We start from the raw sequence: 12,794 nt of genomic DNA on the forward strand, positions 1-12,794 counted from the left end.
AGGAAAAGCCATGCACGCCATCATGCTCAAGGCCAAACTGCACCGCGCCGAAGTCACCCACGCCGTGCTCGACTACGAAGGCTCCTGCGCCATCGATGGTGATTGGCTCGACCTCGCCGGTATCCGCGAGTACGAACAGATCCAGATCTACAACGTCGACAATGGCGAACGTTTCACCACCTACGCCATCCGCGCCGAGAACGGCTCGCGGATGATCTCGGTGAACGGCGCCGCGGCGCACAAGGCCAAGGTGGGTGATCGCGTGATCATCTGCGCTTACGCTCACTACAGCGAAGCGGAACTCGCCAATTTCAAACCGCGTATGCTGTACATGGCTCCGGGCAACGAACTCAGCCACACCAGCAACGCGATTCCGGTACAGGTCGCCTGAGACCGGAATGCAGCATGACCCGAAGCCCGGACCTTTCCGGGCTTTTTCATAAGTCGCACACAGGTACGCCATGGACCACCACCTGACGCCGCTCGATGTCACCCAACTGCCCACCTGGAAGGAGCTCCACCAGCATCGCCAGGACCTTGCCGGCTTCAGCCTGCGCCAGGCGTTCGCCGAAGATTCCGAGCGTTTCAAGCAGTTCAGCCACAGCGCCTGCGGCCTGCTGCTGGACTTCTCGAAGAACCTGGTCCGTGCCGACACCCTGGACCTCCTGGTCAAGCTGGCGGAAGAAGCCCAGCTCGGCGATGCCATCAAGGCCATGTTCCGGGGTGACGTGATCAACGCATCCGAGGGCCGTCCGGTGCTGCACACCGCATTGCGCCGTCCCATCGGCGACAAGGTGCGGGTAGAGGGCGTCGACGTGATGCCCGAGGTGCACCGCGTGCTGCACCAGATGACCGAGCTGGTGGGCTATGTACACAACGGCCTGTGGCGCGGCTACACGGAAAAACCCATCACAGACGTCGTAAACATCGGCATCGGCGGCTCCTTCCTCGGCCCGCAGTTGGTCTCCGAAGCGCTGCTGCCCTTCGCCCAGAAAGGCGTGCGCTGCCATTACCTGGCGAACATCGACGGCAGCGAATTCCGCGAACTGGCTTGCCGCCTGAACGCCGAAACCACCCTGTTCATCGTCTCCAGCAAGTCCTTCGGCACCCTGGAAACCCTGAAGAACGCCCAGGCCGCTCGCGCCTGGTACCTGGCCCAGGGCGGCAGCGAGGAAGAGCTGTACCGGCACTTCATCGCTGTTTCCAGCAACAAGGAAGCGGCGGTGGCCTTCGGCATCCGCGAGGAAAACATCTTCCCCATGTGGGACTGGGTCGGCGGGCGCTACTCCCTCTGGTCCGCCATCGGCCTGCCGATCGCCATGTCCATCGGCATCTCCAACTTCAAGGAGCTGCTGTCCGGCGCGTACAGCATGGACCAGCACTTCCAGAGCACGCCGTTCGACCGCAACATTCCGGTGATCCTCGGCCTGCTCGGCGTCTGGTACGGCGATTTCTGGGGTGCGCGCAGCCACGCGATCCTGCCCTACGACTACTACCTGCGTAACTTCACCGATCACCTGCAGCAGCTGGACATGGAGTCCAACGGCAAGAGCGTGCGCCAGGACGGCACTCCGGTTACCGCCGGCACCGGCCCAGTGATCTGGGGCGGCGTCGGCTGCAACGGCCAGCATGCCTACCACCAGTTGCTGCACCAGGGCACCCAGCTGATTCCGGCGGACTTCATCGTCCCCGTCTCCAGCTACAACCCGGTGGCCGACCACCATCAGTGGCTGTTCGCCAACTGCCTGTCCCAGAGCCAGGCGCTGATGCTCGGCAAGTCCCGCGAGGAGGCCGAGGCCGAACTGCGCGCCAAGGGCCTGCCGGAAGAAGAAGTGCAGCGTCTCGCGCCGCACAAGGTGGTGCCTGGCAACCGTCCGAGCAACACCCTGGTGATGGAACGCATTAGCCCGCGCCGCCTGGGCGCACTGATCGCCATGTACGAACACAAGGTCTACGTGCAGAGCGTGCTCTGGGGCGTCAACGCCTTCGACCAGTGGGGCGTGGAACTGGGCAAGGAACTGGGCAAGACCGTCTATTCGCGCCTGACCGGCCAGGACGAAGCCCAGGCCGAGGATGGTTCGACCCAGGGCCTGATCGACTTCTTCCGCGCGCGTCACCGCGGTTGATCCTGTGGGGGCGAATTCATTCGCAATGGGCGCGTAGCGCCCTGCAAATCTCCGAGCCGGACCTTCGGTCCGGTCAGCGAATGAATTCGCCCCCACAACGCTCCCGCAACCTTTTGCCACTACCGGCAGAACCGCTGCCGATACTCGCTCGGCGTTACCCCCAGCGCCTGAATGAACGCCCGGCGCAGGTTGTATTCGCTACCGAATCCGCTGTTCTCCGCCGTACGCTTGAGTGACGGCGCGCCCTGCTCCAGCAATCGGCACGCCTCTTCCAGTCTCAATTGGAACAGCAGTTTCGCCGGCGTAACCCCCAGCTCCGCCTGGCAATGCCGGTGAAGCGTCCGCGGTGATACCGCCATCTCCGCCGCCATCACCTCGATGCCCACTGCCTCGTGCAGGCGACCGCGCAACCACTGGACCAGCTTCTCCATCACGCTTCCAGGGGGTGCCTGCTGCGCCAGCAATTCGGCACTGAACTGCCGCTGACCGCCGGGCCGGCGCAGGTACATCACCAGCCCCTTGGCCACCTGCAGCGATACCGCGCGGCCATGGTCTTCCTCCACCAGGCTCAGGCAAAGGTCCATGCCGGCTGTTACCCCGGCCGAGCTGTAGAAATGCCCATCGCGAACGAACAGCGCGTCTTCCTGCACCAACAACTTCGGGAACAGCCGCTTCAGCAGCATGGCGTACTTCCAGTGGGTCACCACCGGGCGGCCATCAAGCAATCCGGCCTGGGCCAGCAGGAAGGCCCCGGTGCACACCGAACCGCAGCGTGCCGTCCGGGCCACCGCGTCCTTGAGCCAGCGCGCCAGCACGCCCTGCGCCATCGCCCGTTGCACGCCATAGCCGCCCGCCACCAACAGGGTGCACCCGGCCAGGCTTTCCGGTTCTGGCAGGCCTTCGGTCATCAGCTCCAACCCGGTACTGGAACGCACCAGCCCACCGGCGACAGAAATGCCCTGCAAGACATAGGCGGGACCGACCTCCTTCGGCAGGTGGCCGCTGACAGAGGCGAACACTTCCGCCGGGCCCGTGGCATCCAGCAGTTGGAAATCGGGGAAGACCAGCAGCATCACGCGATGGGGGTGTGGCATCGGGGAATACTCGAAAGCAGGATTGGCAGATATTCACTGATAGCTGTCATTTCTGACATTCGCCTGCGCGCCAGACTGGAATCCCCACTTCGGAGAAGACCCATGCGCGCGCTTCTGTTGGTCCTGACGCTTTACCTTCCCCTGCTCGCCCAGGCAGAAGCACTTGAGCGCTACCAGCCGCGTTTCGGTCGCGAACAGCCGCTGGTGGCCGTGGTCGGTGAGAACCGCATGACCGAACTGGTGGATTACCTGGTGCCCTTCGGCCTGCTCAGCCGTGCCGGGGTCGCCGAGGTGGTCGCCCTGTCCACCCGTGAGGGGCCGCTGCAGATGATGCCGGCGCTGAAGGTCGACGCCCAAGCCACCACCCGCGAGTTCGAGCAGCGTTATCCACAGGGCGCCGACTATCTGATCGTGCCCGCCGTGCACTACAGCGACGACCCCGTCCTCACCGCCTTCGTGGCCGGCCAGGCCTCCAAAGGCGCCACCATCGTCGGCATCTGCGACGGCGTGCTGGTCCTGGGCCACGCTGGCTTGCTCCACGGCCGCCAAGCCACCGGCCACTGGTATTCGAAATCAATGCGCGAGACGGACTTTCCCGATACCCATTGGCAGGTCGATCGCCGCTACGTGGTGGACGGCAAGCTGGTGACCAGCTCGGGCGTCAGTGCCGCCGTGCCGGTATCCCTGGCGCTGGTGGAAGCCATCGCCGGCCCGCTGAAAGCCGAAGCCTTGGGCCGGGAGATCGGGCTGACGGACTGGTCTCCAGCGCACGACAGCCAGTCCTTCGCATTCGGTGCTGGCGGCTACCTGACGGCGGCAGGCAATTACCTTGCCTTCTGGCGCCACGAAACCCTCTCCCTGCCCCTGCAGCCGGGCCTGGACGAAGCGACCCTCGCCTTGCGCGTCGATGCCTGGGCTCGCAGCTTCCGAACCGAAGTGCTGGCCAGCGGCAACGGACCGGTCCGCAGTCGCCACGGCCTGACGCTGCTGCCAGGCGCCAAAACCGAAGAATTGCCGCCGCTCCCCGGCCGGGAGGCGTCACCCGGAAAAGTGCTGGACGAGGCCTTGGCCGGGATCGCCGCGCGCTATGGCGACGCCACTGCCGCTTTCGTCGCCGCCCAGCTCGAATATCCGCGCCACTGAACGATCCGACGGGCCTGGGGCTCAAAACTCCATGGTCAACCCTTGAACCCTGCGATGGCTTGGATGCACCCTTGTGGGTATCTCGGCTAGACAACAACAAGGACCCGCCATGTACGAGATCAGCCTTCACCCCGTGCCAGACGCCGTGCGCAAGCAGGCGCTCATTGATAACGATGCCTACCTGCGCCTGTACCAGCAGTCCGTCGAGCAGCCCGAGCTGTTCTGGAGCGAGCAGGCCACCAGTTTCCTCACCTGGTTCCAGCCCTGGGAGCAGCTGCACCGCAGCGACCTCAAGAAGGGCGAAGCCGAGTGGTTCAAGGGCGGCAAGCTGAACGTCGCCTACAACTGCATCGACCGCCACCTGGAGCAGCGCGGCGAGCAGGTCGCCATCATCTGGGAAGGCGACAATCCCAGTGAGTCCGCGCAAATCACCTATCGCAAGCTGCACAGCCATGTCACCCGCCTGGCCAACGTGCTGAAGAGCCGTGGCGTGAAAAAGGGCGACCGCGTGTGCATCTACATGCCGATGATTCCCGAAGCGGCCTACGCCATGCTCGCCTGTGCGCGCATCGGTGCCGTGCATTCGGTGGTGTTCGGCGGCTTCTCCCCGGACGCCCTGCGTGACCGCATCCTCGACGCCGACTGCCGTACCGTGATCACCGCCGACGAAGGCGTGCGCGGCGGCAAGTACGTTCCGCTGAAGCAGAACGTCGACAAGGCGCTGAAGGACTGCCCGAACGTCTCGTCGGTGCTGGTGGTGCAGCGCACCGAAGGCAAGATCGATTGGCAGGACGGGCGTGATCTCTGGTACCACGAGGCCCTGCACGGTGTCAGCGAGGACTGCCCGCCAGAATGGATGGACGCCGAGGACCCGCTGTTCATCCTCTACACCTCCGGCTCCACCGGCAAACCCAAGGGCGTACTGCACACCACCGGCGGTTACCTGCTGGGTGCGGCGATGACCCACAAGTACGTGTTCGACTACAAGGACGGCGAAATCTTCTGGTGCACCGCGGACGTGGGCTGGGTCACCGGCCACAGCTACATCGTCTACGGCCCGCTGGCCAACGCCGCCACCACCCTGATGTTCGAAGGCGTGCCCAACTACCCGGATGCCTCGCGCTTCTGGCAGGTGATCGACAAGCACCAGGTGAACATCTTCTACACCGCGCCGACCGCCATCCGCGCCTTGATGCGTGAAGGCGAGGACCCGGTGAAGAAAGCCTCCCGCGCCAGCCTGCGCCTGCTCGGCAGCGTCGGCGAGCCGATCAACCCCGAAGCCTGGGAGTGGTACTACAACGTGGTGGGCGACTGCCGCTGCCCCATCGTCGACACCTGGTGGCAGACCGAGACCGGCAGCATCCTCATCACCCCGCTTCCGGGCGCTACCGCCCTCAAGCCCGGTTCGGCCACCCGCCCGTTCTTCGGCGTGCAGCCGGTACTGCTGGATGAAAAGGGCAAGGAAATCGAAGGCGCCGGCTCCGGCGTACTGGCGATCAAGGCCAGCTGGCCGAGCCAGATCCGCAGCGTCTACGGCGACCACAAGCGGATGATCGACACCTACTTCTCCGCCTACCCCGGCTACTACTTCACCGGCGACGGCGCCCGCCGCGACGAGGATGGCTACTACTGGATCACCGGCCGCGTCGACGACGTGATCAACGTGTCCGGCCACCGCATCGGTACCGCCGAGGTGGAAAGCGCCCTGGTGCTGCACGATTCCGTGGCCGAGGCCGCCGTGGTGGGCTACCCCCACGACCTCAAGGGCCAGGGCATCTACGCGTTCGTCACGCCAATGAAGGGCCTGGAACCCTCCGAAGAGCTGAAGAAGGAACTGCTGGCCCTGGTCAGCAAGGAAATCGGCAGCTTCGCCAAGCCGGAGCTGATCCAGTGGGCGCCGGGCCTGCCCAAGACCCGTTCGGGCAAGATCATGCGCCGCATCCTGCGCAAGATTGCCTGCAATGAGCTGGAGAACCTGGGCGATACCTCCACCCTGGCCGACCCGTCCGTGGTGCAGAACCTGATCGACAAGCGCCTCAACCAGTAACACCTGCCAAGGCGGCAGCCCTCGCTGGGGGCTGTCGCTTTTCCTTTGGAATCGCCCTCCCCATGGAATTCATCCGCCGCCGTATCGAAAGCCAGATCATCGGCCTGACTGGCCTCGCCCTCGGCCAACTCGACTTCGAGAACCCCAAGGGTGACCCCGGCCTGTTCGGCCCGGACTCGGTGACCTGGAAGGTCCACGGCGACTTCACCACGATGATGATCGGCGGCATCAGCGCCCTGCTCCTGCAGATGCTGCATCCCCTGGCGCTCTCGGGCGTCTGGGACCACTCCAATTTCCGCGCGGACATGCTCGGCCGTCTGCGTCGCACCGGCCAGTTCATTTCCGGCACCACCTACGGCACCCGCAAGGACGCCGACTGGCTGATCGACAAGGTGCGCAGCATCCACCTGCAGGTAGCCGGCACCGCCCCCGACGGGCGCCCTTACGCGGCCAGCGATCCCGCGCTGCTTACCTGGGTGCACGTGGCCGAGGTCAGCTGCTTCCTCAAGTCCCACCTGCGTTATCTCAACCCGCACTTGAGCGGTGAAGACCAGGATCGCTACTACGCCGAGATCGCCCTGGTCGCCGAACGGCTCGGCGCGAGCAATGTGCCAAAGTCCCGCCAGGAGGTGGCGGACTACCTGGAAGCCATGCGCCCACAGCTGTTCTGCGACGAACGCAGCCTGGAAGTGGTGCGCGTCCTTCTCGCCGCACCGGCACCCAGCGCTGCAGCCAAACCCTTCGGCATCCTGATGATGCAGGCCGGCATCGACCTGATGCCGGAGTGGGCCAGCGCCATGATCGGCCTGCACCAGCGCCCCTGGCAGCGCCGCGTGGTGCGGGATCTGGTCTGGCGCGTGGCGCCGCTGCTGCGCTGGGCCATGCGCAATGGCGCCGTGCATCGTGCGCGCCGTCGCATGGGGCTGCCCCCCCGTTGAGAGTGTGGTCCGGTCAAACACCCTGTGCGACGATCACCGCTTGCCCGGTCATTGCCTGACCCATTTCACAGCCGTGAGGACAGATCCATGCAAGACGTCGTAATAGTCGCCGCTACCCGCACTGCCATCGGCAGCTTCCAGGGCTCCCTGTCGAACATTCCCGCCCCGGAACTGGGCGCTGCGGTGATTCGCCAGCTGTTGGCCCAGACCGGCCTCAAGGACGAGCAGGTGGATGAAGTGATCCTCGGCCAGGTACTCACCGCTGGCAGTGGCCAGAACCCGGCGCGCCAGGCCGCCATCCTCGCCGGCCTGCCCCACGCGGTACCGGCCATGACGCTGAACAAGGTCTGCGGCTCCGGCCTCAAGGCACTGCACCTGGCGGCCCAGGCCATCCGCTGCGGCGATGCCGAGGTGATCATCGCTGGCGGCCAGGAGAACATGAGCCTGGCGCCCTACGTCATGCCCGGCGCGCGCACCGGCCTGCGCATGGGTCACGCGAAGCTGGTGGACAGCATGATCCAGGACGGCCTGTGGGATGCCTTCAACGACTACCACATGGGCATCACCGCCGAGAACCTGGTGGAGAAGTACGGCCTGACCCGCGAGCAGCAGGACGCCTTTGCCGCTGCTTCCCAGCAGAAGGCCGTCGCCGCCATCGAAGGTGGCCGCTTCCAGAATGAGATCACCCCCATCCTGATTCCGCAGAAGAAGGGCGACCCCGTTGCCTTCGCCACCGACGAGCAGCCCCGTGCCGGCACCACCGCCGAAGCCCTGGCCAAGCTCAAGCCCGCCTTCAAGAAGGACGGCAGCGTCACCGCAGGCAACGCCTCCACCCTCAACGACGGCGCCGCCGCTGTACTGCTGATGAGCGCCGAGAAGGCCAAGTCCCTGGGCCTGCCGGTGCTGGCCCGCATCGCTGCTTATGCCAACGCTGGCGTCGATCCCGCGATCATGGGCATCGGCCCGGTTTCAGCCACCCGCCGTTGCCTGGACAAAGCCGGCTGGAGCCTGGACGATCTCGACCTGATCGAAGCCAACGAAGCCTTCGCCGCCCAGGCTCTGTCGGTAGGCAAGGAGCTGGGCTGGGACGCCGCGAAGGTCAACGTCAACGGTGGCGCCATCGCCCTCGGCCATCCCATCGGTGCGTCCGGCTGCCGCGTGCTGGTGACCCTGCTCCACGAAATGATCAAGCGTGATGCGAAGAAGGGCCTGGCGACCCTCTGCATCGGCGGCGGCCAGGGCGTGGCGCTGGCCATCGAGCGCTAAGCCGATTCTGTAGGTTGGACTGATCCCAGCGAAGCCCAACGCGATGATGCCGATTCAGGCCCTTTGTTGGGCTTCGCTTCGCTCTGCGCCAACCTACGGCAAAGCCGCTTTGTTAAACTGCGCGCCCCTTTTTGCGAGACGCCGCGCATGTCCCCCGCTCTCCTCCAGGCGCTGCGCGCCGCCCTCGACGCCCGTCAGCCGCTGCTGACCGAACTCCATGCCCAGGGCACCGATTGCTATCGGCTGTTCCACGGCAGCCAGGAAGGCGCTCCCGGCCTGACCGTCGACCGCTACGGCGCGCAATTGATGGTGCAGAGCTTCCACCAGGCACTGGAGCGCGAGCCCCTGCTGGAACTGGCCGCTGCGGTGGACGAATTCCTCGGCGAGAAGCTGCTGCTGGTCTACAACGACCGCTCCCAGGGCAATTCGCGGGTCGATCGCCGCGACCCGGTCTACCAGGCCGAGCCCGCTGCCCTGGAGGACCTGGTGGGCCATGAATGGGGCCTGAACTACCGGGTACGTGGCCGTCACCCCGGCCAGGATCCGCTGCTCTTCCTCGACCTGCGCAACACCCGTGGCTGGGTGAAGGCCAACAGTGCCGGCAAGTCGGTACTCAACCTCTTCGCCTATACCTGCGGCGTCGGTCTCTGTGCGGCGGCCGGCGGCGCCAGCGAGGTGTGGAACCTGGACTTCGCCGAAGGCAACCTGGCGGTCGGCCGCGAGAACGGTGAGCTGAACCCGATGCTTGCGCCCATGCACTTCGTGCAATCCGACTACTTCCCGGCCATCCGCCAGTTCGCCGGCCTGCCCCTCGCCCGTCGCCACGGTCAGAAACTACCGAGCTACCCGCGCCTGGAACAGCGCCAGTTCGACCTGGTGTTCCTCGACCCGCCGGCCTGGGCCAAGAGCGCCTTCGGCACCGTGGACCTGCTGCGTGACTACCAGAGCCTGCTCAAGCCCGCGCTCATGGCGACCGCCGAAGGTGGCGTGCTGGTATGCAACAACAACCTCGCCAAGGTCGCGATGGAGGACTGGCGCGAGCAGGTGCTGCGTTGCGCCAGCAAGCTGGGCCGGCCGGTGCGCGAGTGGCAGCAGCTCGCGCCTGCCACCGACTTCCCCTCGCAGGACGGACGCCCACCGCTCAAGACCCTGATCCTGCAGCTCTGAAAGCCGCGCAGCAACGAGATCCAGCCATCAGGCGGAACCCGAAGGCCGTGCCATAATCCAAGGCACTCTTTGCCGGGATAGTTGACGCCTCATGTACAAAGGATTGAAACGGGCCGCCTGCGCCCTGCTGATCGTCGTTGCCCTCTACAGCCTGCTTGGCTTTCTGATCATCCCGGGAGTCGCCCTCCGGGTGGTCAACCAGCAATTGGCCCAATACGCCACCGTCCCCGCGCGGCTGGAGCGCATCCAGCTCAACCCCTTCAGCCTGGAGCTGACCCTGTGGGGCCTGCACATCGGTGACGACAAGGCCGAGCAGGTAGGCTTCGAGCGGCTCTATGCCAACCTGCAACTGGACAGCCTCTGGTCCGGCGCCCTGCACCTGGCGGACGTGCAGCTGGACAAGTCGACCACCGAGGTGCTGTTCGCCAAGGACGGTACGCTCAACCTGACCCAGCTGTTCAAGCTGCCCCCCAGTGAACCCAAGCCGGAGGAGCCGGCGGGCGATCCCTTTCCGGTGCGCATCGACCGCATCAAGCTGAGCGAAGGTGGCCTGCACTTCCAGGACCTGCGCCCTAGCGAGGCCATCGAGTTCGTCTACGACTCCCTCAACCTCGAACTGCACCACCTCAGCACCCTGCCTGACGACAATGCCGAGATGTCGTTCGTGGCCACCGGGCCCTATGGCGGACGCATCGACTGGGAGGGCCAGATCAGCCTGGTGCCCCTTACCTCCAGCGGCCAGCTGAAGATCACCGACGGCAAGATGAAGGCCTTCTGGCCCTATGTACGCGACGCGGTGCCCCTGGTCCTGGAAAAGGGCGCGATGAGCCTGTCCACGGACTACAAGCTGAGCCTGGCCAATGGCACCCAGCTGAACCTGGACAAGATCTGGATCAAGGTCGCGCCCTTTGCCATCAAGGCGCCGGACAACCGTCCCCTGGTCAACCTGGAAACGCTGGAAGTCAGCGACAGCTCCCTGGACCTGGCCAAGCAGGAAGTGCTGGTGGGCAAGATCCACAGCCAGAACCTGGAAACCTGGGCCGCCCGCGAGGCCGACGGCCAACTGGACTGGCAGAAGCTGTTCGCCAGCGAACCCAAGCCCGCCGCCAAGGCTGAAGAGAAGCCCGCAGCCGAGCAGGCCGAGGCCAAGGCGGACGAGCCCGGCAAGCCCTGGGTCGTGCGACTCAAGGAAACCCAGTTGCGCGGCTACAAGGTGCACCTGGCCGACCGGGTGCCCAAGGAGCCGGTGCAACTGGAACTGGGCCCGCTCAACCTGGACCTCAAGGATTTCGACAGTCGCGGCGAATCGCCCTTCAATCTCAGCCTCGACACCGGCCTCGGCAAGCAGGGCAAGGTGCAGGCGGTCGGCCAGGTCCAGCTCAAGCCCGTCACCGCAAAACTGCAGGTACAGACCCGCGACATCGACCTGCGCGTGGCCCAGACCTACATCAGCCCCTTCGTGCGCCTGGAACTGCGCAGCGGCTTGCTCGACAGCGACCTCAACGTCGATTTGAAGAGCACCGAGCCGCTGGCCCTGGGCATCACCGGCCGCGCGCTGGTCAACCAGATGCACACCCTGGACACCATCAAGGAACGCGACTTCGTCAAATGGCAGCAACTACTGGTGGATGGGCTCAACTACCAGCACGGCGACAGCCTGGTGATCGACAAGGTGAGCCTGAACCAGCCCTATGCGCGCTTCATCATCAACGAGGACCTGACCACCAACGCCAGCGAGCTGGTGATCAAGCAACCCGCCGACGCCAATGCCCCGGCCAACGCCAGCGCCCAGCAGGAACCCGCCGCCAAGCCCCTGGGCATCCGCATCGGCGGCATCGAGATCAAGGACGGCTCGGCCAACTTCGCCGACTTCAGCCTGACACCCAACTTCGCCACCGCCATCCAGCAGCTCAACGGTGAAATCGGCACCCTCGACAACCGCAATCCCAAGCCGGCCAAGGTGGCGGTGAACGGCAAGGTCGATCGCTATGCGCCGGTGACCATCAAAGGCAGCCTGAACCCCTTCGATCCCCTGGACAGCCTGGACATCGCCACCAGCTTCAAGCGCGTCGAGCTGACGACCCTGACACCCTACTCCGGCAAGTTCGCCGGCTACCGCATCCGCAAGGGGCGGCTGAACCTGGACCTGCACTACCAGATCGAGAAGGGCCAGCTGAAGGCCGAAAACCACCTGGTACTGGAACAGCTGCAGCTCGGCGAACAGGTTTCCAGCCCCGATGCCGTGGACCTGCCAGTGCGCCTGGCGGTCGCCCTGCTGAAGGACACCCAGGGCAAGATCGATATCTCGCTGCCGGTGGCGGGCAACCTCAACGACCCGCAATTCAGCGTCGCGCCCATCGTCTGGCAGACCCTGCGCAACCTGGTGCTACGCGCGGTGCAGGCGCCCTTCAACTTCGTTGCCGGCCTGGTGGGCGGCAGCAGCGAAGACCTCGGCCAGGTGCCCTTCCCGGCCGGCAGCAGCGAGCTGGATGCCGAGGCGCAAAAATCCCTGGATACGCTGGCCGACGCGCTCAAGCAGCGTCCTGCCCTGCGCCTGGAGGTGGAAGGTGCCAGCGCCAAGGCTGCCGACGGCCCGCCGCTGGCCGAGCAACGCCTGGAGCGGGAATACCAAAGCACTTACTACAAGATCGCCCAGCGCCGAGGCGACAAGGTCCCGGCCGAAGCCAGCCAGCTGGAGGTTCCGGAGGACGAGAAAGCGCCTATGCTGGAAGGCATCTACCGCACCCGCCTGAAACAGCAGCCTCCGGCCGAATGGCAGGACCTGGAAAGCGAGCAGCGCGCTGCCAAGCTGCGCGAAGCGGTGCTCGCCTCCTGGGCCCAGAGCGACTTGCTGCTGCGCCAGTTGGGCCAGGCCCGCGCCGCCAGCATCAAGGACTATCTGGTTGATCGCGGCGGCCTTGCCGACGACCGCATCTTCCTGTTGGACGTCAGCTTCGTGGACCCCAACCAGGCCGGAGAGGTGATCTCGCCGCTGCACCTGGACAGCGAATAG

At 65.4% G+C, this 12,794-nt stretch carries 9 protein-coding genes; 8 read left to right on the forward strand and 1 reads right to left on the reverse strand.

Annotated elements, in window-relative coordinates; all coding sequences use genetic code 11:
• Nucleotides 1-10 precede the first annotated feature (10 nt).
• Both panD and pgi read left to right on the forward strand, forming a co-directional pair.
• Nucleotides 11-391, forward strand: coding sequence for an aspartate 1-decarboxylase (gene panD, locus E8F06_RS05385; RefSeq protein ID WP_190831853.1), 381 nt, complete (start codon nt 11-13; stop codon nt 389-391).
• A gap of 70 nt (nt 392-461) precedes the next feature.
• Entirely contained in the window at nt 462-2,126 is a 1,665-nt protein-coding gene (pgi, locus tag E8F06_RS05390) for a glucose-6-phosphate isomerase (RefSeq protein WP_280364937.1), read from the forward strand.
• Between the two features lie 119 nt (nt 2,127-2,245).
• Here pgi and E8F06_RS05395 read toward each other — a convergent pair whose 3' ends face one another.
• Nucleotides 2,246-3,220: a helix-turn-helix domain-containing protein gene (locus E8F06_RS05395; RefSeq protein ID WP_280364939.1), complete on the reverse strand. Its 975-nt coding sequence runs from the start codon at nt 3,218-3,220 to the stop codon at nt 2,246-2,248.
• 102 nt (nt 3,221-3,322) lie between these two features.
• Here E8F06_RS05395 and E8F06_RS05400 point away from each other — a divergent pair, with 102 nt between their 5' ends.
• The 6 genes from E8F06_RS05400 to E8F06_RS05425 all read left to right on the forward strand — a co-directional run bounded on the left by E8F06_RS05400 (nt 3,323) and on the right by E8F06_RS05425 (nt 12,794).
• A complete protein-coding gene (locus E8F06_RS05400) occupies nt 3,323-4,363 on the forward strand; it encodes a DJ-1/PfpI family protein (RefSeq protein WP_280364941.1) in 1,041 nt (346 codons plus the stop codon).
• A 109-nt stretch (nt 4,364-4,472) separates the two neighbouring features.
• Nucleotides 4,473-6,410 (forward strand): acetate--CoA ligase, encoded by a 1,938-nt coding sequence (gene acs, locus E8F06_RS05405; RefSeq protein WP_280364944.1) that lies wholly within the window; start codon nt 4,473-4,475, stop codon nt 6,408-6,410.
• 62 nt (nt 6,411-6,472) lie between these two features.
• Nucleotides 6,473-7,348 carry an oxygenase MpaB family protein gene (locus E8F06_RS05410; RefSeq protein ID WP_280364947.1) on the forward strand — a complete coding sequence of 292 codons (876 nt, stop codon included), beginning with the start codon at nt 6,473-6,475 and terminating at the stop codon, nt 7,346-7,348.
• 87 nt (nt 7,349-7,435) lie between these two features.
• On the forward strand, nt 7,436-8,614 hold the full coding sequence (locus E8F06_RS05415) for an acetyl-CoA C-acetyltransferase (RefSeq protein ID WP_280364950.1): 1,179 nt from the start codon (nt 7,436-7,438) through the stop codon (nt 8,612-8,614).
• Between the two features lie 147 nt (nt 8,615-8,761).
• A complete protein-coding gene (locus E8F06_RS05420; RefSeq protein ID WP_280364951.1) occupies nt 8,762-9,781 on the forward strand; it encodes a class I SAM-dependent methyltransferase in 1,020 nt (339 codons plus the stop codon).
• Between the two features lie 91 nt (nt 9,782-9,872).
• A complete protein-coding gene (locus tag E8F06_RS05425; protein ID WP_280364954.1) occupies nt 9,873-12,794 on the forward strand; it encodes a DUF748 domain-containing protein in 2,922 nt (973 codons plus the stop codon).

Origin of the sequence: Pseudomonas sp. BN411, assembly GCF_029871235.1 — a bacterium.
Taxonomy (GTDB): Bacteria; Pseudomonadota; Gammaproteobacteria; order Pseudomonadales; family Pseudomonadaceae; genus Metapseudomonas.